Source organism: Pseudomonas sp. NPDC089428 (assembly GCF_044749325.1).
GTDB lineage: Bacteria > Pseudomonadota > Gammaproteobacteria > Pseudomonadales > Pseudomonadaceae > Aquipseudomonas.
Genome location: NZ_JBIVHT010000018.1, coordinates 31,144 through 53,812 on the forward strand (window position 1 = coordinate 31,144; position 22,669 = coordinate 53,812).

Below are 22,669 nucleotides of genomic sequence, written 5' to 3' on the forward strand. Positions count from 1 at the left end.
GTGGAGGTTACTTTGGGTCTTCGAAATGCCCGGCCCCGGCGAAGCTACCGCCGTGATACCTGGCCGAGGGTTCGTTAGGATCCAGGGGCGGATGCTCCGCAAAGACTTTCTCGCGATAGTCGTCGGCGCTGTCTTTAGGTTCATAGCCAATCGAGGAGGCCATGCGGTTGTCCCACAAGGACTCGCGATTCTTCGACATGCCGTAGACCACCATGTGGCGCACGCGTGGAGCCAGCAAAGAGCGCTCGGTCAGCTGGGCAAAATCATTGAACGACAGCCAGGTGGCAAGCATTCGACGATCGAGAGGCTCGGGGAACGAGGAACCAATTCGCAGGTTCACCGACTCGATTCCAAATTTGTCCCAGTAGTAGCGGCCAAGATCCTCTGCGAAGCATTTACTGAGACCGTAGAGACTGTCAGGCCGGTGAGGAACGCTGGCATCAATGGTCTCAGTACGGTCGTAGAAGCCAATCGCATGGTTCGAGCTGGTGTAAACCACTCGCTTCACACCGTTACGTCGCGCAGCTTCGTAAATGTTGTAGGTCCCGACGATATTGCCGTTGAGGATTGCGTCGAAAGTGTTCTCAACTGGCACACCGCCGGCATGGACAATGGCGTCCACGCCTTCAGTCAGAGGCAAAACATCATCGAAATTTCCAAGATCGCAACGGATCAATTCTTCATGCGAAGCAGCCTGGCCCATGTCGGCGATGTCAGTCAGACGCAGCTCATCGGCGAAGGCAGCGAGATGTTTGCGTAGGACGCTGCCCAGGCGCCCAGCGGCGCCAGTGATCAGCAATCGTTTGAACGGCTTGCTCATGTTCTACCTCAAATCATTCAGTTTTCAGACCAGCGCAGCGAAAGCTTCGCGCAGCTGACCCAGGGCCTGCTCCAGCTCCTGCTGGGAGGTGGCGAAGGAAAGACGTACATATGGCTCCAGCCCGAAAGCGGATCCAGGTACGGTCGCAACCTTGCCCACTCTCAACAGATAGGCTGAGAGATCCGCATCGTTCGAAATGACCTGACCATCAGGGGTGCGCTTACCAATGAACGCAGCAACATTTGGGAAGGCATAAAACGCCCCTTCTGGCATCTGCAGAGCCAAGCCCTCGATTTCCGCAAGGCCTCGCACGACCAGTGCCCCACGAGCCTGGTACTCACGATTTGCTGCACGAACGAAGTCCTGGGGTCCATTAAGCGCTGCAGCTGCGGCCAATTGTGAAATCACCGATGGGCAGGTTGTGGTCTGCGACTGGGTCTTGTTCATGGCCACGATCAGTTCTTTCGAACCCGCGGCATATCCCAGGCGATAGCCAGTCATGGCATAAGCTTTTGACACACCGTTGATCAGCAACGTCCGCTCGCGCAGTTGCGGGCATGCGACTACGAAGGAAACAAACGGCTTGTCACCCAGGACAATGTGTTCGTAGATCTCATCTGAGATCACTAGTACATGTGGGTGGCGTTCGAGCACAGCACCGAGCGCAGCGAACTCCTCTCGGGTGTAAATAGCGCCACAGGGATTGTTGGGCGAGTTCAGCATCAGCCAACGAGTGCGTGGGGTGATGGCTGCCTCCAGGCGCTCAGGATCGAGCTTGAAGCCATACTCTGCTCCGCAAGGAATAACCTTGGGTACCCCGCCATTTAGCATGGCCATATCGGTGTAGGAGACCCAATACGGCGCTGGTGTAATCACTTCATCACCAGGCTCCAACGTGGCCAGGAAGGCATTGAACAGAAGCTGCTTGGCACCGTTGCCCACGCAAATTTCGTCCAACCCGTACGTGAGGCCATTTTCCCGTTCAAACTTGTCCACAATGGCTTGGCGCAACTCTTCAAGGCCATTGGGAGCGGTGTAGTGATTGTTACCAGCCAGCATGGCTTGGTGAGCGGCTTCAATGACGTGGGCCGGCACATTGAAGTCAGGCTCACCCAGGCTCAAGTTGATCACCGGTTCGCCCTTGGCGAGCATCTGCTTAGCCAGGACCGACACAGCCATGCTCGGCGAACTTTTGACCGCGCGAACGCGGCTGCTTTGGATTTCCATGGCTCATCGCTCCTGAGCGGCTTCGAAGCCGTAGTCTTCACGCGCCTGTTGGGCGCTGATGTAACCGAAGCGAACATCGCGCGCTACTTGATCACGATCGCGCTTCAACGGGTCGCCATAGCCACCACCACCAGGGAGGCTCAAGACCAGGCGGCGATCGGCCGGTACAAACTGCTGGCCTTTACCTCGCAGTACAGTGCCGTCATCCAGACCGACAAAGCCCTGTGCGCCTGACTTACCACCCTCCAGACCGCGAGCAGCATGCTGGATACGGTCGAACATGGCGCTGAAGCGGAAGCTGTAACCCTCAGCAGCGGAAACTTCAATCTCCTGACCCAGACCACCACGCAGCTCACCTGCACCACCCGAGCCTTCACGCAGCTCTTTTCGCCAGACGACGACCGGCCCCGCATGTTCGGTAGCTTCCACGGGCATGGTATGCACACCGCTCGGGAAAGCGGTCGCGCTCAAACCATCCATTGCCGAGCGAGCGCCCATACCACCGCTGTTGAACATCAACATTTCTGCGTTGCGACCGTTCGGATTGCTCTCCAGCGGACGTACGCTCAGGTGCAGGTTCCACAGGGCACTGGCGCCTTCAGCTGGTACCTTACCTGGCAAGCATTTGTGCAATGCTCCGAGGACCAGGTCTGGAACGAAGTGGCCCAGGACATGACGCACGGACACTGGCGCTGGATGCTTAGCATTCAGGATGCAGCCTTCCGGTGCGGTGACTTCGAAAGGTGCCAGCGAGGCAGAGTTGTTTGGAATTTCGGGGGCAACGATGCACTTCAAGCCGTAGCAGGCATAAGCCTTGGCATAACCCAGCGGAACGTTGATACCGAACTGACTCATGCCGGAGGTACCGGTGAAGTCGGTGGTAATGCCGTCAGGGCCCACAGTGAGGGTCACGGCCAGGGTCACCGGCACATCGTACCCATCCAGGGTCATGCTATTGGTGAAAGTACCGTGCGGAAGCGACTTGAAACACTCCAGAGTAGCGCGACGGCTGTGCTCCAGGATGAAGCCACCGATGTGCTCCAGATCGTCCAGTTGGAACTCCTCCAGCATGTCCAACAGACGCTTGTGACCAGTCTCGTTACAAGCCGACAGGGCATAAAAGTCGCCGACGACGCGATCGTTTTCCCGCACGTTGTTACGCAGGATGTTGATGAAATCGCGATTCACCTGGCCGCGCTCAAAGAGCTTGAGCACAGGGATCATCAGACCTTCTTCATACACTTCGCGCGCATCAGGGCCAAAACCGCGGCCGCCGATATCCACGACGTGGGCGGTACTGGCGAAGTAGCCGATCAGTTTTCCCTTGTAGAACGAAGGCGAAACGATGGTGATGTCATGCAAGTGACCAGTGCCCTTCCACGGGTCGTTGGTCACGTAAACGTCGCCTTCAAAGATATTGTCTGCGCCGATATCGTTGATGAAGTGCACCACCGCCTCGGCCATGGTATTCACGTGACCAGGCGTACCGGTCACAGCTTGGGCCAGCATGTTGCCTGCACGGTCGAATACACCAGCGGACAGGTCACCTGCCTCGCGAACGCTAGTGGAGAAGGCAGTACGGATCAGCGTCAGGGCCTGCTCTTCGACCACCGAGACCAGCCGGTTCCACATCACCTGCATTTGAATGTCGATCATGGTTTCGCTCATGGTTCTTTCTTCCGATGTGGGGCGTTAGCGACGAACAACCAGGAGGCAGCCGTCGGGCTGGACCGTGGCGGTGAAGTTCGAAGTGACGAAAGTGGAGGTCTCGCGCTCGACAATAATGGCCGGGCCATCGACGCGCGCACCGATCTGCAGCTCTTCGCGCGGGTGGATGCCTGCTTCTACAAAGCCACCAGCAGCGACGTCGAATACTTTGCGGCGAGAGACTTCTTGAGCACGATACGCGGCTGCGACTTCGTCGATGTGTTTCACAGGAGGAAGCGGCGAGCTCGCTTTGACCGACCAGCTGACAATTTCAATGTCTGGTCCTTCGATTGGGCGACCGAAGAAGCGGGTGTAGGCTTCTTCAAAGAGAGCCTTGAACTGGACAGTGTCAGCTGCAGTGAACGCTTTGAACGGCAAACCAACAGGGATTTCCCAACCTTGGCCGACGTAACGCATGAACGCAGTGCAATCCATTTCAGCCTCGCCTTCTGGCATACCTTGGCGCAGGAAGCCCATGGACTCAGCTTTCATTTCTTCGATCAGATTGTTGACTGCGGCTGCATCAAACTCCGAAAGACGAACAAAAGAGCTTCGAACGGCTTCGTAACCGAACGGCGCGCGCAGGAAGCCAATTGCAGAACCGACGCCTGCACCGGCTGGCACCACGAAACGAGATACACCCATCTTTTCACATAGGCGCGCCGCATGCAGTGGGCCGCCGCCGCCAAAGGTGATCATGGTGTAATCGGCGATATCTTTTCCGCTCTCGACTGCATGGACGCGACCCGCGTTAGCCATGTTTTCGTCAACTACCTCGCAGACACCAAAGGCTGCAGTGTCTGGGTCCATGCCCAGCGGGTTACCGATCACCCGCCCCATGGCTGCTGAACCTTGCTCGGTGGACAGGCGCAGAGCCCCGCCAGCGAAGTTGTCAGCGTCCAGTCGACCCAGCAGCAGGTTGGCGTCGGTGATGGTCGGCTCAAGGCCGCCTCGGTTGTAACAGGCTGGACCAGGTTCGGACGCAGCACTGTGAGGGCCTACGCGGATCTGGCGCATACTGTCGATGCTAGCGATAGAACCACCACCGGCGCCAATCTCGACCATCTCCACGACTGGGATGGAAATCGGCATGCCGCTACCCTTCTTGAAACGGTAGGTCCGTGCCACTTCGAAGGTTTTTGCGGTTTTCGGTACCTGGTTTTCGATCAAACAGATCTTGGCAGTCGTACCACCCATGTCGAAGGAAACAACCGAGTCGAGCTTGTAACGGCGCGCGATATCCGCAGCGAAGATAGCGCCGCCAGCTGGCCCCGACTCGACCAGACGAACCGGGAATTCAGCAGCACTTTCAACCGAAATGATGCCGCCGCCGGAGTGGATCATAAACACCGGGCAGTCCGCGCCTTCTTTCTTGAGCGTGACAACCAGACGGTCCAGGTAGGACTTAATCAATGGCTTGACGTACGCGTTTGCGCACACAGTATTGAAGCGCTCGAACTCGCGCATCTGTGGCGAAACTTCGCTGGAAATCGAAATAGACAGCTGAGGCAAGCGCGCCTGCAGCGCGTCGCGCAACTGACGCTCGTGTGCACCGTTTACATAACTGTGGATGAACCCGATCGCGACACTTTCGTAGTCACCCTGAGCGATTTCTTCAACCAAAGCCTCAATTTCAGCCTTGGCAGGTGCAATAAGAACGTTGCCCTTCACACCCAAGCGCTCGCGCAGGGTGAAACGGTCTTCACGAGGAATAAGCGGTGGCGGCAGGGCGATGTTGATGTCGTACTGCTCGAAGCGGTTCTCGGTGCGCATTTCCAGCGTATCGCGGAAACCTTCAGTGGTGATGAAGGCAGTGCGTGCACCGCGGCGCTCGATCAGGGCATTGGTGGCCAGGGTCGTACCATGGATCAGCTGGTGGATGTCCGAGAGGGCGAGGCCCGCGGCTTCTACGACCTGCTTGACGCCGGTCAGGATCGCTCGCTCAGGCAACTCGTAGTCGGTCAGGATCTTGGTCGAATGGAGCACGCCGTCCACATCCAGCGCGATATCGGTAAAGGTGCCGCCAATGTCCACGCCGACCCGGCATGATGTCGCAGTCATCGTCATATCCCCTGCTTTGTAGTTGTATCCGCCCACTAAATGGCCGGCTTCAATGTAAGTTATATGTTGTCTTACAGGTGGTCAAGGGGTTCGACGCCGAGATTTGAGGTCAAATGGTCATAAAAAAATGATCAGACCTAAAATAAAGGCCACCCTCCCAAGAAGACCGGAAAGCTCCGACCGTTTTCTTGCAAAGGGTGGCCTCGCGTATTACCCGCCTCGCTTCATGACACGGCGTTAGCCAAGTGTCTTGACCATCCTTGCCCCACCAACAGCTTGCGCGGTTGGGAAGACTTCAAGACGGGATACATCAACGGCAGCTGGCATGCGCAAGGCGGCGAGCAGCAGCTCAGCGATATCCTGCGGCTGAATTGACTCATAGCCGTCGTAAAGCTCGCTCCCGGCTGCTTGCATGCCCATTGCCGTGCGATACAGCTGCGTCTGGACCCGGCCCGGCGCAATCTCTGTAACACGAACACCTGTTCCCAAGAGATCGCAACGCAACGCATCGCAGAACAAGCTGACGCCTGCTTTGGAAGCGCCGTATACCGCAGCCCCTGGATGTGGAGCTCGCCCAGCGCTGGAGCCGATGAAGAAGAGATGACCGGTGTGTCGCTCCACCATCCCAGGAAGGACTTGCCGCGCGAGGTAAAGCGGCGCCTTGAGATTGATATCGAGCATGTTGTCGATTTCAGTCTCTTCGATTTCCTGGAAGGACGCCCGCGTAGAAAGAATGCCGGCGTTATTGACCAAGACATCAATGGACTGCCCTTCCAGGGCAGCCTTAAACGCGGCTACATCGCGAACGTCAGCCTCAAGAGTGGTGACCCCTGATTCGCTAGCCAGCTCCGCTAGTGCTTCGCGACTCCGGCCTACTGCGATGACTTCCAAGCCTGCATCGCGCAAGGCCAACACGATTGCCTTACCGATACCACTAGTAGCACCAGTGACTAGCGCGCGTCGGTAGCCTGCGGGCAATGCTGTATTAGGCATAGATGTAGCCCCCGCTGACGATTACGTTTTCGCCGGTTGCATAGCTGTTACGGCTGCTGCCCATCATCACGATCCATTCAGCAATCTCAGCCGGTTCAGCCGCACGGCCCAGCGGATTAGCTGCGGCAAGTTCACCCAAGAAGCCAAGTTGTTTAGCACGTTCAGTCGCGAAGCCTGCCGGAGCGACCGAGTTGACGAGAATCTGATCCTTTGCACACGCCTGTGCGAACGACTTGGTGAGGCTCACAACTGCAGCCTTGGTTGCTGCGTAGTGGGCATTCTGCGGGTGAGCTTTGAAGGCATCCACCGAGGTGACATTGACGATACGGCCAGTCACTGCCGGGGCCGCGACGTACTGCTGCATGTGACGCACCGCAGCCACCATCATGTGGTAAGTGCCCTTGATGTTGACTGCGTTCTCCAGATCCCACTCCTCATCCGTAATCTCCAGGATGTCCTTACGAGGGTAAATGGCGGCGCTGTTCACCAGGCAATGCACACGGCCAAGCGCGTTCACGATCTGCTGGAACGCAGCGTGGGCAGTTTCCTGTCTTGCGATGTCGCCAATAGCAGTCGCCACCTCAGCGCCCTGACCACGCAGCTCCTCAGCAGCCTGCACGAGAAGCTGCTCGTTGCGGTCGATCAGACCGATCTTGCTCGCTCCCCGCTTAACCATCAATCGAGCCGTTTCAAGGCCCAGACCCGACGCGCCACCCACAATCACCACGGTTTGATCGTTCATGCCAAGCTCCTCCGATAAAAGCTTTACTGTAAGATGCCTGTTGTCTTACATTTAGTCAACCAACCCGCCAATAGCGACGTACAAAAAGGGCCTCGGTCATGACAGCTCCCGACGTGAAAAACGCCCGCGACCGCATCTTAGAGGGTGCTTGCGAGCTCTTTGCAGCTTACGGCTATCAAGCAATCGGATTGCGGGATTTGGCAGATCACGTTGGCATAAAAGCTGGATCTCTTTATCACCACATCGAAAGTAAGCAGGCCCTCCTTTATGAGCTTATGGAGGACGCCATCAGTGAACTGCTGTTCTACACACGGCAGAACCTCCGCCGGAAAGCGCAGGCAAATGAACGGCTGAACTGCTTCATTGATACCTTCCTGGCTTTCAAGCAGAGCGCAAATAGCAGAGCAGTCCTGCTTGCTCGTGAGCAGATCAACCTAACCGAAGCGCAAGCCGAAGATTTCAATGCCCTAAAAGCCGAATACATTCAGTTGCTGTCGGACATCATCAAGGACCTCATCAGAACATCCCACCTGCCGCATATCACGCTTTCGATGGCTGCAGACGCTGTCATTGGCATGCTGTTCAACCAGGCTCAGTGGCTCAACACCGACATTAGCGGCAGCCAGACAAGCCCCGTCCTGAAGCGTTTCGCATACGGAATTATTGCAACGATGAATGTCGAGGCAGCCTAGGTTGCCGACGCTCAAATGATTGAGTGGTGCGGCGCTGCTACCGGGGTTTTGAGCAGGCATGACAGACCATGCTGGGTCGAATCGGGTGGCTTCACCTCACACGCAAGCCGTGAACCTGCGGGCGATACCTGCCTGCTTTTACTAAGTACAACTAAGGTAACAGCCCAAATGGCCAAGGCCGCTGATGTCGTCGTGCAATGCCTGGAAAACGAAGGTGTCGAGTATGTGTTCGGCATTCCTGGCGAGGAAAACCTCGACCTGCTGGAATCCCTGCGCAAGTCGAAAATTAAGCTGGTACTGACCCGCCACGAGCAGTCTGCGGGCTTCATGGCTGCCACCTATGGCCGGCTGACCGGCAAGACCGGCGTCAGCCTGTCGACCCTGGGCCCTGGCGCGACCAACCTAGTAACCGCCAGTGCATACGCCTACCTGGGCGGCATGCCGATGATGATGATTACCGGCCAGAAGCCGATCAAGAAGTCCAAGCAGGGCCGCTTCCAGATCATTGACGTGTGCGGCATGATGGACCCCATCACCAAGTACACTCACCAGTTCGCCTCGGCCGACAACATCCCGGCCCGTATGCGCGAAGCATTCCGCCTGGCTGAAGATGAAAAGCCGGGCGCTGTGCACCTGGAGCTGCCAGAAGACATCGCCGCCGAGCAAACTGAGTCGCTGCCGATCCCACCGAGTCACACTCGCCGACCTCTGGCTGAACATAAGGCCATTGCCGCTGCCGTCGAAAAATTACTGAATGCTCGTAACCCCATTCTGGTAATCGGCGCCGGCGCCAACCGCAAGATGACCGCCAAGGTCCTCAAGCAGCTGATCGACAAGACTGGCATTCCGTTCATCACCACCCAGATGGGTAAAGGCGTGGTCGACGAGCGTCACCCGCGGTTCTTGGGCAACGCTGCGCTGTCGTCCGGTGACTTCGTTCACCGTGCCATCGAAGCCGCCGACCTGATCATCAACATCGGCCATGACGTGATCGAGAAGCCGCCATTCTTCATGGTCCGTGGTGGCACCGAAGTCATCCACATCAGCTTCCGCTCCGCCGAAGTCGACGCCGTGTACTTCCCACAGGTGGAAGTGATCGGGGACATCGCCAACGCCGTGTGGCAGATCAGTGAAGCGTTGAACGACACCGCGCACTGGGACTTCACCCGCCTGATGGCGATCCGTGAAGCCAACGAAATGCAGATCGCCGAAGGCGCCGACGACAACCGCTTCCCGGTCTACCCCCAGCGCCTGGTCGCCGACATCCGTCGCGTGCTGCCATCCGAAGGCATCGTTGCCCTGGACAACGGCATCTACAAGATTTGGTTCGCCCGTAATTACAAAGCGCACAGGCCGAACACCGTGCTGCTCGACAACGCCCTAGCCACCATGGGCGCCGGCCTGCCATCGGCAATGGCCGCACACCTGGTGTACCCGGACCGTCCGGTGATCTCGGTATGTGGCGACGGCGGCTTCATGATGAACAGCCAGGAGCTGGAAACTGCAGTTCGTCTGGGCATGCACATCACTGTGGTGATCCTGCGTGACGACGGCTACGGGATGATCCGCTGGAAGCAGGCCAACATGGGCTTCACCGATTTTGGCCTGGACTACGGCAACCCGGACTTCGTCAAATACGCCGAAGCCTACGGCGCACAAGGGCACCGCGTGGAATGCGCTGACGCCTTGTTGCCGTTACTGGATCACTGCATCTCTAACCCAGGTGTGCATGTGATCGACTGCCCGGTCGATTACAGCGAAAACGATCGCATATTGAACACTGAACTTCGGGAACGAGCTTTGGCAATCTAACGGGGCGGCCGCCGACGGCAGGTAACCCTCGCGGGACGGCGGCCCCCATTCGAGAGTCGGCAATCATTTCAGGCTGGGTTTCTTATGCATCCTCAACGCTCTGCCTTACACAACGAACTCCATGCCCGCCCCTCCCTTTACTTCAATGGGCCTGCGCACGTCTTTCATGTCGCACTTATCGGAGACAGTTCTGACTGCAAAGAAGTCCTGAAGCGCTGCGGCATTGCGACAGAAAGCACAGAGACCGCTCAAGGCATCACGAGCTTCGCCGGTTATCCATTCAAGTGGGAACAGCACAGTGAGTTTTTTACGCTGACGCTGGTGGCATCCCGGAGCATCGATGACCCGGATTGGCCAGAGATGCCGCCAGCGTTGACGGAAGCCATATCGCCCTACTGCGGCCAAATCATAAACGCTATACAGATCGTCGTGCGCAGCGACCAGGGCCTCGACGTCTGTCAGTATGGATTCAAAGATCCATGTGGTTCCTGCGTGGGGGGTGGTGATGCAGCTGTATGGAGCGATTTTCGTCTGACGGAAGACGGTATCAACCGGTTCCTGTTCATCAACCGTCGCCTTAATGCCTACCGTCAAGGGCGCATGATCAGACGCCTATTGGAGATTGAAACATATCGGATGATGGCTTCGCTTTCCCTTGGTACAGCGAAAAAACTGAGTCAAGAGCTGGACCGTTTTGACACTATGTTGGTCAGCCTGTCCGAGCGAAGCGCGCGTAACGATCCCGGTGATTCAAAAGGGCTGCTAGAAGCAATAGCTCATTTGTCCCGCCAAGTGGTCAGCCGGACGGTCACTACCCGCCATCGATTCGGAGCCACTCAAGCCTACGCCCAGCTGGTCTTTGAACGCTTGGGCGAGCTCAGAGAATCCCACGTCGGTGATTGCCAGCGGGTAGGGGTATTCATCGAACGACGCTTCAAACCAACTGTGCGTTACTGCGCGGCCACAGAGCAGCGATTGGAGCAAATGGCCAAGAACGTAGCGAACCTGGGTGACCTCCTCCAAGCTCGAGTACAGGTAGAAATGGAGGAACAGAACGCAGAGATACTGAGAGGATTGAATGCCAGAGCCGATGCTCAGGTAAAAATTCAACGTGCCGTTGAAGGCCTCTCGATCATTGCGATAACTTACTATCTACTGAATTTATTCAAATTAGCCTATAACGGGCTTAACGTGATCGGCGCACATGTAACAGCCCGAGAGGCAATGCTGTCTATGGCACCTCTAGCGTTGATATCTCTAGCTTTAATTTTTTTCAGAATACGTAAAGCTAAGCGGCATTGACGCTTAGGAAGCGAAATCACTTATCGCGGGTGAAATTATTTCACTGGGGAATTTTGCATTCATTAGGTCCTGTAAAATTATTTGCGCTCAGCTATATAAATACGCTTATCCAGCTCAGCAATTTTGTCGGCCATCCTAATAATAGTACGAGCCATTCCTCGAGCAAGATTAAGAAGCAGCACACCAAAAGCCTCAGGTGCTGTTTGATGAAGCTCAAAAAACTGCTCAATGCTAATTTCTAGAATAACCGTATCCTGCTCTGCTATAGCAGTTGCAGTGCGGTCATTCAAACTTATCATATGTACGAATCCCAAATCATCACCGGGCTCATGATGACGCGAGAGAACCATCGAGCCATCCTGACCAGGTATGAAATTATTAATGCTCCCCTGCAGTACTATGTAAAAATAGGCGGTTTTCTCACCCACTGAATACAGCACTTCTCCAGACTTGAGTTGCAGCACTCGACCTGTTGTGAGCATTTTAAGTAACACAGCATCTTGCATGGCACCGAACGTCGATAGCTCACGAAAGTACGCAGAGCCCAAGTCCCGCCAGATTTCACTTGCGTCAACTTGTTGCATGATCGCCTGCCTCTTTCAACTACGCTGCCTTCTTCTCAGTGTAGTAGATCCCGAGCAAGCCTTGGGTGGGACTTCTCCCAGCCAACTTAGGTAGCAGCTAGCATGAATCTGTCGTTGGGAAGAGGATTCGACGGAGCAAAAACGCAGAGAGGTAGATCGGCCCTAAGGTGGTGGAACTTAACCAGAGGCGCCTTGCGTGAGCAAGAGGATGATCATCGTGGCCCTTGGCTGACGGTGGGCATAGGCAGAAATCGGCCAGAAGCGGGCATTTGTCAATGTGATCATAAAAGATGGCGATCACGAAGGTGTGTTATCAGAACGTCTCGCACACTATCGACTGCCTCAGCACCCTGAGACGCTTCGTTTTGGTAGACCGCAGCATTCATTGGCTCTAAGGGGCCGAGATCCTGTTCCCAAGATTTGCAGATGCTCAGGCGCTGTGCACATGGCCAGCGCCGATATGGCAATTCCGCTTTCAACTGCAGCAATCTGACCGGCTTGAGCTGTCATAGACCTCCTTAAACCACCCCCTGCGTGTTGAGCGCTTCAACAGCACGGCACCACGCCAGGCGTCTGGCGGGATCATAAACAGCGGCAGGCAGCGGATCTCTGCGCCACAGCTCAAGTTGGGCCACCCTACCCAAACCATCGTTTCCTGAAAGAGAAATGCACCACGCCTGGAGTCGTCACGTGAGACCAACGCCAGATCGAGGTCTCCACTGCTCACCCGGGGCATGAGAGCCGTCGACTGCTCGCACGTTAGCAACTCAACATTGCCCAGCATCGTGATGTGCCGAGATCGCCACGGTTATTTGCGACACCTTGTAAACCTATTTTTTTCACTGTAAACCACAGTGGTTAACAGTGAAAAAAATAGGTTTACAAGCCCCGGATACGTTGGGCTATACCGCCATTCATGGCGATCAGGCTGCTCCAAAGAGGCAGCAGAGTCGAGACATCTCACAGGTGGTTTTTTAAGCAGCAGTGCAAGTGTCAGAAGACCTCACTCAAACTCCAGTATTGGGGCTTTGGTGCCGCCATCAGTCATGCCGCCAGCATCATCCTCAAAAAGCTGCGGCTCAGAGCAACACCGTCTGGCAGATCAGCGAAGCGCTGAACGACACCGTGGGACCTCACTCGCCTGATGGCGATCCGTGAAGCGAACGAAGCACAGATCGCTGAAGGCGGCGAGCTTCCCGGTCTACCCGCAGCGCCTGGTCGCCGACATCCGTCGCGTACTGCCGTCCGAAGGTAACCCAGACGCTGATACGCATATCTCCATTGCAGGCTTGTGTCTCCAGGACCTCATTACGATCACTCCTGAGTGGAAGTTGATGATTGGCGGACGATTCGATCGCCTGCTGCGGTGTTGCCCGGGAATTCTGGGAAGTCAATCAACTGCGGATTGAACACATCGTAGGTAGCAACGTTGCGTTGGGTTAAGCTCTAGTGACTGTGCGTCACTCATACCAACCTAGCAAAGCGTTCGGCTCAGGGCGTATTGTTCTGGAGTAACGTCATCGAGGACGCTGCCGTGAAACGTACCCTAATTGGGATGGCAGAGGCTGGAGAGCCGCTGTTGCGACAAGCACTTGAGGCACTGCGCCAGTTGCATGAAGCCGAGGATGCGGGTGTGTCCGAGCCTGAAGTGGAGCGTCTTCGGCTGCTGGCTGACTCACTCTACAAGGCGGTAATTGATTTTCAGCTGGTTAACGCCGGGCATTACCCATCGACCATCCATTGAGGCGCAGGCGAATGACGCACAAACCATCGGTTCTTCACCCTGACCATCGAATGTATACCGACGCCGTGGAAGCGATGAGGCGATACCACGAAGCCCAGGCCTCCGGCAGTCCTGCCGAACAAGTCGAGCGGTTGCGAAGAATCGCCGAATCGCAGTTTCAGGCAGTAAACGAATACCAACTTGAAGCCCTAGGATGCGGCGCTCGAGAGCCTCACTGATGATGAAGTCTGGCTCTAGGTCATACTGCACCTTCGGCAGTACAACTGCCCTCCGGCCTTCTCGGCGGTGTGGGAGCTTAGCATCCGAAAAACCTGCTGCAGCGACTGCCACTTCTAAGTCTGGTCAACGCTCGATAGACAGCTGCATCAGGTCTAATCCAAGCATGGCAAATAGGCCACCTCCGGAGCGTGGTTAAGCGGCTGCGGGTGCAGTGCCTGAATGCCGCGCAGGGTGTCGCGCACCTGCGCCGCCTTGCGCGGGGTCAGTGAAACCATGTTGCTGGCGCCACTGGGCGAGTGCCGGCAGGTGCGTCCGCAGCATGCTCGCCGACAGCCGTGCACTGTCGGCTGCCAAGCAGCGCACCACGCTGGCGCTGGACGCCGGCAGCAGCCCAGCTCACTCCCTTTCGAAGTGCTCGATGGCTTGGGCGTAGCGGCGGCTCGTGCTCACCCAGCGTGCTGCCTGCTGATACCGCTCGGCGTCGCTCACCTGACCTCCTGTGTACTGCGCTCAAGAGCGGGATCCGCACAAATCGCCAATCCCGTTCAGCATTCAGATCTGGGATCTGGCGCCACGTAGCACGCCGAAGAATCCCCAACTTTAACAGTCAACGCACTTTCTCCATCAAATGACGAGCTCGGTGTGCGCGGCCTCAACGAAAATTGATATTGAGTAGCCATCAACAATCAGTTAAAAGTCCTAGTTATCGAGCCCATCTGCAGTGCAGAACCGCCCGCCGCACACACAAGGATCAGTCAATGCAATCAGAACTAAAGTCTCTTTCAAAAATCTTCTCCGAGGTGATTTTCAGAATTCCTGACTACCAAAGGGGATACTCTTGGGAATCCAAACATCTCAAGGATTTCTGGAGCGACATAGAACAACTGCCTGACAACAAGAGCCACTATACCGGTGTATTAACGCTTGAACCCGTCAGCGCTGAAAACTACAAAAACTGGGAAGATGACACCTGGATAATTGAATCCAAGCATTATAACCCCATGTACGTAGTCGATGGACAACAACGCCTAACCACGGCCATCATACTACTGCAATGCATTTTAGACTCGACCGACGACGCCGAACTGATCAATTACACAGAAAAATCCGACATTAAAAAGAAGTACATTTGCGAACCAAAGGGCAAAGGCATATCTCGATCCTATATATTTGGCTACGAAAAAGACAACCCCAGTCATGAATTTCTCAAGCAAGTCATCTTCGGTGACTCCTCAATAAACCATTCCACTATCGAAGAAACGATATACACAAAAAACCTTAAGAACGCTAAAGAATTCTTCCTTGAGAAAATTAAAGACCTTTCAAAAGAAGACCTGGAGTATGTATTCACCACCCTCACTCAGCACCTCCAGTTCAACATATTTTACATTGAGAAAGATCTGGATGTTTTCGTCACATTCGAAACCATGAACAACAGAGGCAAGCCACTCTCTCATTTAGAGCTACTGAAGAACAGGCTTATATATTTATCGACGAAATTCGATGTTGAACAATCTGAAAGCGTTCAACTCAGAAAAGCAATCAACGAAAGCTGGAAAGCGATATATCATTATTTAGGAAAAATAAACAAAAGCCAGCTAGATGATGACTTTCTCAGAACCCACTTCTTGTGCTACTTCAGTGAGCTCCTTCAGGAGAAATTTTCGACACCTTACCGTGTTCGCCGTTATTTCAATTATGGCGACGACTACAAAGACTACCTGCTGGATGACTTCTTTACACCAAAAAGGCTGAGCGAAATCGAGCTTATCCCGGCGACTGATGACGAGACGGCAGCTTACACTAAGCAACACCCCTTGAATATAAGCACGGTTTTTGAGTACTCGCAGAGCATAAAAGAGCTCGTAAAGACGTATTATCTGACTGCACATCCTGATGACAGCGAGTGGAGCGATGTCGAAAAGGAGCGGCTAACGCAAATCAACCGCTTAGGCAGTGGAGATATTTTCAAACTATGTACAGCGGTGCTTCACAAATTCCCGAAATGCACTGAACGCGAAGAGCTACTGACAATCATCGAGAGATTCGGCTTTCTATCAAAACTGAAGGCCTACTACTTCGACATCGACATAACCGACATCACCGCAAAAGTATTTTCCGAAAAAGTGTCACTGAACGAAGTTAGAAAAGCACTTTCTGAACCCACTGACAAATTTGCCAAATCTAAAGAATTCCATGACGCAATCAAAGCTCTTGGCAAAAACTTAAACAGCGGCTATTACAACTGGAGACAGCTTCGTTACTTTATGTACGAATACGAGCAACATTTACGCCTCGCCTCAAAGACCAGCAGGCAGCTTTTAAAATGGTCCGAGGATGGGGGCAGAGAAGATTTCAATCGAGATCACAAGACGATTGAGCACATCTACCCGCAGAAAATAAGTGCCGGCTATTGGAACGAAGCTATCAATGGCAAAGTCTATTCCATCAAAGAGCGAAACGCGCTGAAGAACTCCATCGGCAATCTGCTGCCAGTTTCGCACGCAAAAAACGCCTCGCTAAGCAACAAGTCGTTCCATGACAAAAAAGGTTCGGAGACGAATCAGGTTGGCTACCGGTACGGTTGCCTGTCGGAGATTCAGGTTTCAGCCTGCGCTGAGTGGACCGGCGTTGAGATTTTGCGTCGAGGCATTTACTTGCTTGACTTTATGGAACACCGATGGAACGTAAAATTAGGGGATGCAGCAAAAAAGGCCGACGTGCTTGGATTGAAATTCGTATTAGTTAATGAAAATACCAATATTGAGACGGTGACCAATCAAAAAGTGATGCTACCTACTGCGCCCAGTGAGCGGGTGGAAGACAGGTGTGATCAAGTTGAATTCTAAGATGGAGCGTCATTGACGCTCCACTTGACCGTGGACCCGAATTACGGAAAGCCAGATCAGTGGCTGTAAGCCTCGACCGCGGAAGCTATCTCTGCTCGAGAACGGGCCACTACATAGTGGATTTAAAAACCAGGAGGGCCTCCATTTCGGGGCCCGCTGGCGTCATTGCCTTTCGCCAGTTTATTTTACTACTGACGGTTTTTCGGGAGCTTTTTCAACCCCATGAGCCGGTCGAAAAATCCCTTTAAGCTTTTCGATTGAAGTGTGCGCACTACTCATGGACTCCAGCATGTAATTGAAATCCGTTTCAATAGCGCTTTTTGGAGTGGGCCATTTCACATCCTCCTCAAGCATTGCCACCATTTTCTCACAGGCACCTAGTTTCTCTTCCGAATCAAATTCCCGAACAGCATAATAACCCAGCAAAAAGCGGTCATATACAGAGCGAACTCGAAGACATGCGAGCGAAATCTCCACATAATAACGATATTGCTTAAAGAACCAGGCAGCAAGGAACTCAATGACAACGAACGTCATTGAACAGGCCGCCATTCCGACGTACATGATGTGCTCATCGGGATTCAGTATATTTTTAAAGACCTGCCAAATAACAATAGCCAAGACATAAAATACGATCCCTCCCGCCATAAAGGCGACGCCTTTATCGAGCAACTTCGAGGCAGTGTTTTCCGAAGCCTCTGCATGTGCAGCAAGCGATCGAATAATTTTAGAAACATATTTTTCGAAAGGTGTATCAGCGCCCGCTGCACCGTAGCTGAAATGTTCCTCTCGAACCTCATCGCGCTGCGTTGGAACCTCCTTATTTATTTGGACTTCGTCTACTGTGGCGAAGCTTATGCCAGTGGTGGCTTTGATGATCCAAGCCGATAGTTTACCCAGCGAGTTGCCCAACTTAACTCTGCCCTCTGGGGAACTCACTTTTTGGAATGTGGCGCTTCCCAACAGGCTCAGCTGCACTGTGAACACCACGACCGCAACACCTGCACCCAGCACCAAGGAAAACAAAGCTACCGGATTGGAGAAGGCGATCTCAATCAACTCTGGCCGACCGAATGACAGCAGTCCATAGAGAAACAATAAACAGGCAATGTACGCAACGATCGCGCCGACGGTCGACTTTTTCAATTTAGAATCTTCTTTCTTATGAACCGCGTATATTCTTCCATCAGCAGCGCGCCTCATCACAACCTCTTCAAGCATATTTACTCCACATTATCAAAGCTTATAAAAACTTGTGAAACTCTGAACGCTGACATGTTATCGCATGCCCGCAACATACGAACGCAAACTACCGCACCCACCCCAAGATTATTCATTAAATGTTACCATAATCAAGAGACAGATGCACCCTGACAACTCGTGAAATGAAACGACTTACTCATGACAGGAAGTTGGCTTTCAATATTTGGAGCTCGAGAAAATAATGAGTAAATACTTACGTCATGCCCCTTCAAAGTAGCCACTCAGCGAACGGGGCGTGGGGCTCAATGTAGCGCGCGGCCGATTGCACATCACGCCAACCGACATAGGCCATCAATGCCTCGGTGCTCCACTGATTGCGGCTGGCCCAGGTCGCGAAGCCACGACGCAGCGAATGCGCCGAATAGCCCTCGGCCTCAATCCCGCTGCGCAATAGCGCCCGGCGCAATAGACGCGACACACTGTTGGCATTAAGTGGCTGCTCGCTGAGATGCCCCCAGCGATCAATGCCACGAAACAGTGGGCCTTGCTCGATACCGCTGAGCGTTAGCCACTGTTCGGTGGCTTGGACCGGACATAGGCGTTTCAGCGCCGGCATCGTCAGATTGCGCCCGCGGTTGTCGCGGTCGGTCTTGCTGCTTGGCAGAAACACGTGCATGCCTTCTCCCACCTCGATCCGCACGTGCTCGGCCTGCAGCCGGCAAAGCTCGTCGCCACGAAAGGCACGCCAGAAACCGAGCAGGATCAGCGCCTGGTCGCGGGCGGCACGCAGTCGAAGCGCGGGTGGTGCACTGTGCACGTCGGCGCTCAAGCCCTCAATGCTGGCTTCCAGCACCTTGAGCTGCAACGCCGGTGCCTGTTTCACCGGCTGCGGGTGCAGCGCCTGGATGCCGCGCAGGGTGTCGCGCACCTGGGCCGCCTTGGTCGGGTCGACAAAGCCGCGCTGCTGATGCCACTGGGCGAGTGCCGCGAGGTGCGTGCGCAACGTGCTGGCCGACAGCCGTGCACCGAAGGCCGCCAGGTAGCGCACCACGCTGACGCTCGACGCCGGCAGCAGCCCGCCCCACTCCCCTTCGAAGTGCTCGATGGCCTGGGCGTAGCGGCGCGCGGTGCTGGCCCGGCGTGCCGCCTGCTGATACCGCTCCGCGTCGCTCACCTGATCTCCCGTGTACCGCGCTCACGCGCTCAATCCCGCAAAACGCCTATCAGGTTCGAGAAATCTGCATTCTCGAACGCCATTCCGTCCGGATGCCTGTCGCGTTTCGGGCACCGTTACAGCTGTAATCGCATACTCCGTAAACCAGTACGAAATCGTAGGAGAGCCGCCATGGCGCGCGGTGGCATCAACCTGGCTGTGGTCAGAATCGCTCGCGAAGCCCTGCTCGCCCGCGGCGTGCATCCGAGCATCGATGCGGTGCGCGTCCAGCTCGGCAATACCGGCTCCAAAAGCACCATTCAGCGCTACCTGAAGGAACTCAGTGCCGGCGAACGGGCGCAGCGCCCGCCAACCCCGGATGAGGAACTGCAGGGCTATGTCGCGGACCTCAGCGCCCGCCTTAATGCGCTGGCCGCCGAGCATGTCGCCGAGGACCGTCGCCAGCTCGCCCTAGAACGCATCGCCCAGGAGCAGCAACGCCTCCAGCAACAGGCGCAGCTCGACCAATTGCAGCAGGCCCACGCCACCCTGCTCCGTGAACTGGAGGCGCTGCGCGCCCATGAGCGAACGCTGCAAGCTCACCTGCGCGAAGCCGAAGGCGAGCGTCGGCGCTTGATACAGGTCGACCACGACTGGCAGCAATTACTGGAGGAGCGCGCCCTGCGGGTGCACACGTTGGAGGACAAATTGCGCCAAGCGCGTGAAGCCCTCGCCCATTACCGCCAACAACACCTGACCCAACGCCAAGAAGAGCTCCAGCGGCATGACACCCAGATGCAGCAACTGCAGCACGAGCTGCGTGAAGTCCGATTGGACCTGCAGCACAAGTTGGAAGAGCTGAGCAGCTTGTCCCGGGACAATGAGCGACTGGTCGGCGAATTGCGCGCCGAACGGCAACAAGCGCACCGCCGTGACCAGGATCAAGCGCATCTCCGTCAACTGCACCAGGACACTGACGCTGCACTGCGTCTGGCCCAAGAGCGCCTCAACACGTTGTCGGCGGCGAATGCCAGCCTTCGCGAACGGGTGAAACGCCATATCCTCAAAGATCGCCACGTCCATCGGGAGCTACGCGCCCAAAAACAGCGGGTTAGCGAACTGCAAGAACTCCTCAGCGAGCCCCCTGCAGCGAAACCACTGGAAGGGTGAGGCTCCTACAACGACCAGCCGCTACTGGCCGATAATCGCAAGCGATGCCGGCTTAAGCTTGGTTAGACGCCCGCATCGAGCCGGTACCGATCCCGCTGGTGGCGCTTGAGCGCCTCTGCGACCCGCCTAAGCAGCTTCGACGGCACCACTTCTTTCGCCAGTTGCGACCAGGACGATGGCGATGACGTAGGCTGAGCCCGCGACAGCAGAAGGTGCACTGCCGTACAGCCAGACAAGTCCCAACGTTCGAAGCAATGAAGGTCCTGTAATACGCCCGCAACCTGATCCAATCCGTCCCCCAGCTGTTCGAAGCCTGCGAACGCAGAGGGCCAGCCCACAATAGGCTCAAAGGAGTGCTGTTCGAGCAGCGCATGCAGCAGTTCGTACAATCGCTGACGGGCGCAACAACAGGGCTCGCACTTACAGACCAGTGCCAAGTACAGAAGGAAATGGTTGCTGCACCAACGCCGATGCGGGCGAAGCCGCCAGTCTGTCGAACCCATTATGGCGATCACGCACCCGAGGTTGTGCCAATCGGGACACTCGCACAGACGCCGCATGAGCACTGGCGCCGGATTAGGAAACACGTAGCCGGACCCCAGGTGCAGGCTCAGCGCCTGACCGTCGGTGTGCCGGCGCTTGTCCGAAAGCGTTTCCAAAACATCCCACAAGGGGTTTGTGACCACGTCCTGCAATGCCGGAAGCACAGCCTGCCACTCTTTCAAAAAGCGCTCTTGCGGCAGACTGCCTTCCCAATGTGCCGTGTATTTTTGGTTGCACGCGCCACGCGATGACAGATATGGATGAAATCGCTGCGTGACAGCATCTCCGAACTGTGCCAGCCCGCGGCTACTCATCTCCACACCTGCCAAGGCTGGCACCGAGTGGCTCAACACCACTCCTTTGATAGGTCGGACGAGTGATTGACGATTCATGGCGGCGTATTCAGCAGAGGAACCTCAAAAAAGTGAAGCAGGTTTGCGCTTAGCTGCCAGGAGTGAACCGGTCAAATCACAACATCAAAAGATAATACTCAAGGAATTTTCCGTACATTCAGAGCTTTGCAGTCAGTCGTCGGACTACTTACCCGGAGTCGTACTGGTACGAAATCCGTTCAATAATACGAACATGTCCGGTACTTCACGCACGCATGGCAAAGGTGGAGTGTGATTATGAAGCCTCGTTACTGCCGACTCTGGCTCGACAACGGCCAAACCATCCGATCTAGTACCGGCGTCGAGCTCCGGTTTACGCCTTCAAAGTCGTTGGAGCCCTTGGGGCTGCAAGCAAGCACTCACACCCTCGCTTGGCTCGCTCATGTGTTCACGCAAGGTGCTTCATGGTTTAATCCCATAGAATTTGTCCCACTAAGCCAGCGTGGGCATGCCCCGCATTACCCCAGCTGCAGACGCACGGGGAGCAATCACCCGACTTCTGAAGCCATGCACCTCATGCTGGGTAATCTGCAAGTGGTGATATTCGATCCGCAATCAGGTTGCATAATAGGGGCTGCGGCAATTCCGGCTTCGCAAAATGCGTTGTTTTGGGGTTTTCGAGTATTCGCCGCCCTCGAAGCGAAGCGGGCGGCGCAACGCCGCCAGTTGGAGGCGCTGAACAGGCGTTTTCGCTTTGATAATGCCGACGAGTTCGTCCACGCCATTTTGAACCGTGAACGTCATCGCCTCGCTGGTAAGTAATGAGAACCTCCATTATTGCCTACGCTCCAGGAGTTCAGCTTATGGTTACGCCATATGAACTGAATGCGCCACATCCAGGCTATACACTTGTGTTGCCCAGGCCGCTGAGATTTGGAAGGTCCCGTAAGCTGGTGACTTTTGTTGCCTCTCGCAAGAACAGAATCTCGGTTGGCTGCGAAACCTTGCTGGAGGCTGATTTCTGTATTCACTTGGAATACCAGCCAGCCGTCGCTGCCTATCAATCGCAACCCTTCACCATTCGCTTTAGCAAATCGAAAACCCGTTACACCCCCGACTTTCTGGCGACTTTGGTGGACGGCAACCAGGTTGTGTACGAAGTGAAAAGCGATGCAGGTGCCCGCAATAGAAATTGGCAGATACGGCGGGCCCTACTCGAGCAATTGTTCAGTCAAAACGACTTGCGATTCGAATGCGTTGAACAGTGTCAGTTCGATCATCCTGTGCAGATCCACAACCTTCGGATGCTCTATCACCTGGGCTACGACGGCAATCTCGCTCGTGTACCGTATATGCTTCGCCTGCTTCAGGAGCAACCAAAAAAATGCGCCTCCATCGCTTTCCTGCTAAAGCACGGCGTTTCGCAAGCTGACCTAACTTGCGCGCTATTTCATCAACGGTTGCATTGCCATCTGCACCGGCCGCTAAACTTATTGAGCTGGGTATGGTGACTGAG

20 protein-coding genes and 1 pseudogene are annotated in these 22,669 nt (G+C 55.2%); 10 read left to right on the plus strand and 11 right to left on the minus strand.

The window, feature by feature from the left end:
- Window positions 1–7 precede the first annotated feature (7 nt).
- The 6 genes from ACIPZ5_RS23910 to ACIPZ5_RS23935 all read right to left on the minus strand — a co-directional run bounded on the left by ACIPZ5_RS23910 (window position 8) and on the right by ACIPZ5_RS23935 (window position 7,550).
- Entirely contained in the window at window positions 8–820 is an 813-nt protein-coding gene (locus ACIPZ5_RS23910; protein ID WP_400810940.1) for an NAD-dependent epimerase/dehydratase family protein, read from the minus strand.
- 24 nt (window positions 821–844) lie between these two features.
- A complete protein-coding gene (locus ACIPZ5_RS23915) occupies window positions 845–2,047 on the minus strand; it encodes a pyridoxal phosphate-dependent aminotransferase (protein WP_400810942.1) in 1,203 nt (400 codons plus the stop codon).
- Window positions 2,048–2,050: 3 nt separating this feature from the next.
- A complete protein-coding gene (locus ACIPZ5_RS23920) occupies window positions 2,051–3,715 on the minus strand; it encodes a hydantoinase B/oxoprolinase family protein (RefSeq protein WP_400810944.1) in 1,665 nt (554 codons plus the stop codon).
- A gap of 24 nt (window positions 3,716–3,739) precedes the next feature.
- Window positions 3,740–5,821 (minus strand): hydantoinase/oxoprolinase family protein, encoded by a 2,082-nt coding sequence (locus ACIPZ5_RS23925; RefSeq protein ID WP_400810946.1) that lies wholly within the window; start codon window positions 5,819–5,821, stop codon window positions 3,740–3,742.
- 231 nt (window positions 5,822–6,052) lie between these two features.
- Complete coding sequence (locus tag ACIPZ5_RS23930; RefSeq protein ID WP_400810948.1) at window positions 6,053–6,808, minus strand: SDR family oxidoreductase; 756 nt, start codon at window positions 6,806–6,808, stop codon at window positions 6,053–6,055.
- Window positions 6,801–7,550 carry an SDR family NAD(P)-dependent oxidoreductase gene (locus ACIPZ5_RS23935; RefSeq protein WP_400810950.1) on the minus strand — a complete coding sequence of 250 codons (750 nt, stop codon included), beginning with the start codon at window positions 7,548–7,550 and terminating at the stop codon, window positions 6,801–6,803. Before ACIPZ5_RS23935 ends, ACIPZ5_RS23930 begins: the two co-directional genes overlap by 8 nt.
- Before the next feature lie 98 nt (window positions 7,551–7,648).
- Here ACIPZ5_RS23935 and ACIPZ5_RS23940 point away from each other — a divergent pair, with 98 nt between their 5' ends.
- From ACIPZ5_RS23940 to ACIPZ5_RS23950, 3 genes are all read left to right on the plus strand, one after another.
- Window positions 7,649–8,242, plus strand: coding sequence for a TetR/AcrR family transcriptional regulator (locus ACIPZ5_RS23940; protein ID WP_400810952.1), 594 nt, complete (start codon window positions 7,649–7,651; stop codon window positions 8,240–8,242).
- A gap of 168 nt (window positions 8,243–8,410) precedes the next feature.
- Window positions 8,411–10,054, plus strand: coding sequence for an acetolactate synthase large subunit (locus tag ACIPZ5_RS23945; RefSeq protein WP_400810954.1), 1,644 nt, complete (start codon window positions 8,411–8,413; stop codon window positions 10,052–10,054).
- Window positions 10,055–10,138: 84 nt separating this feature from the next.
- Window positions 10,139–11,356, plus strand: a complete 1,218-nt coding sequence (locus ACIPZ5_RS23950; protein WP_400810956.1) for a DUF3422 domain-containing protein — start codon at window positions 10,139–10,141, stop codon at window positions 11,354–11,356.
- Window positions 11,357–11,433: 77 nt separating this feature from the next.
- Here ACIPZ5_RS23950 and ACIPZ5_RS23955 read toward each other — a convergent pair whose 3' ends face one another.
- The gene (locus tag ACIPZ5_RS23955) at window positions 11,434–11,940 is read right to left on the minus strand and encodes a Crp/Fnr family transcriptional regulator (RefSeq protein ID WP_400810958.1); all 507 of its coding nucleotides are present in this window, start codon (window positions 11,938–11,940) and stop codon (window positions 11,434–11,436) included.
- A gap of 1,083 nt (window positions 11,941–13,023) precedes the next feature.
- On the opposite strand from ACIPZ5_RS23955, the pseudogene ACIPZ5_RS23960 reads away from it, so the two are divergent.
- From ACIPZ5_RS23960 to ACIPZ5_RS23970, 3 genes and pseudogenes are all read left to right on the plus strand, one after another.
- Window positions 13,024–13,193: pseudogene (locus tag ACIPZ5_RS23960) on the plus strand (acetolactate synthase large subunit); the annotation flags it as partial.
- Between the two features lie 281 nt (window positions 13,194–13,474).
- Window positions 13,475–13,684: a hypothetical protein gene (locus ACIPZ5_RS23965; protein ID WP_400810960.1), complete on the plus strand. Its 210-nt coding sequence runs from the start codon at window positions 13,475–13,477 to the stop codon at window positions 13,682–13,684.
- 11 nt (window positions 13,685–13,695) lie between these two features.
- On the plus strand, window positions 13,696–13,902 hold the full coding sequence (locus ACIPZ5_RS23970) for a hypothetical protein (RefSeq protein WP_400810962.1): 207 nt from the start codon (window positions 13,696–13,698) through the stop codon (window positions 13,900–13,902).
- Window positions 13,903–14,055: 153 nt separating this feature from the next.
- Here the strand turns inward: ACIPZ5_RS23970 and ACIPZ5_RS23975 are convergent, their stop codons facing one another.
- A complete protein-coding gene (locus ACIPZ5_RS23975) occupies window positions 14,056–14,178 on the minus strand; it encodes a hypothetical protein (protein WP_400810964.1) in 123 nt (40 codons plus the stop codon).
- Between the two features lie 483 nt (window positions 14,179–14,661).
- Between ACIPZ5_RS23975 and ACIPZ5_RS23980 the strand changes: the two genes are divergently transcribed.
- Window positions 14,662–16,752 carry a DUF262 domain-containing protein gene (locus ACIPZ5_RS23980; RefSeq protein WP_400810966.1) on the plus strand — a complete coding sequence of 697 codons (2,091 nt, stop codon included), beginning with the start codon at window positions 14,662–14,664 and terminating at the stop codon, window positions 16,750–16,752.
- Window positions 16,753–16,932: 180 nt separating this feature from the next.
- Here the strand turns inward: ACIPZ5_RS23980 and ACIPZ5_RS23985 are convergent, their stop codons facing one another.
- Both ACIPZ5_RS23985 and ACIPZ5_RS23990 read right to left on the minus strand, forming a co-directional pair.
- Entirely contained in the window at window positions 16,933–17,973 is a 1,041-nt protein-coding gene (locus ACIPZ5_RS23985; protein ID WP_400810968.1) for a hypothetical protein, read from the minus strand.
- 250 nt (window positions 17,974–18,223) lie between these two features.
- Window positions 18,224–19,129, minus strand: coding sequence for a site-specific integrase (locus ACIPZ5_RS23990; RefSeq protein ID WP_400810970.1), 906 nt, complete (start codon window positions 19,127–19,129; stop codon window positions 18,224–18,226).
- A 171-nt stretch (window positions 19,130–19,300) separates the two neighbouring features.
- On the opposite strand from ACIPZ5_RS23990, the gene ACIPZ5_RS23995 reads away from it, so the two are divergent.
- On the plus strand, window positions 19,301–20,278 hold the full coding sequence (locus tag ACIPZ5_RS23995) for a DNA-binding protein (protein ID WP_400810972.1): 978 nt from the start codon (window positions 19,301–19,303) through the stop codon (window positions 20,276–20,278).
- Between the two features lie 62 nt (window positions 20,279–20,340).
- Here the strand turns inward: ACIPZ5_RS23995 and ACIPZ5_RS24000 are convergent, their stop codons facing one another.
- The gene (locus ACIPZ5_RS24000; RefSeq protein WP_400810974.1) at window positions 20,341–21,171 is read right to left on the minus strand and encodes a hypothetical protein; all 831 of its coding nucleotides are present in this window, start codon (window positions 21,169–21,171) and stop codon (window positions 20,341–20,343) included.
- Window positions 21,172–21,720: 549 nt separating this feature from the next.
- Here ACIPZ5_RS24000 and ACIPZ5_RS24005 point away from each other — a divergent pair.
- Together ACIPZ5_RS24005 and ACIPZ5_RS24010 are read left to right on the plus strand one after the other, a co-directional pair.
- Entirely contained in the window at window positions 21,721–21,975 is a 255-nt protein-coding gene (locus ACIPZ5_RS24005; protein WP_400810976.1) for a hypothetical protein, read from the plus strand.
- A 41-nt stretch (window positions 21,976–22,016) separates the two neighbouring features.
- A complete protein-coding gene (locus ACIPZ5_RS24010) occupies window positions 22,017–22,664 on the plus strand; it encodes a Tn7 transposase TnsA N-terminal domain-containing protein (RefSeq protein ID WP_400810978.1) in 648 nt (215 codons plus the stop codon).
- Window positions 22,665–22,669: the final 5 nt, after the last annotated feature.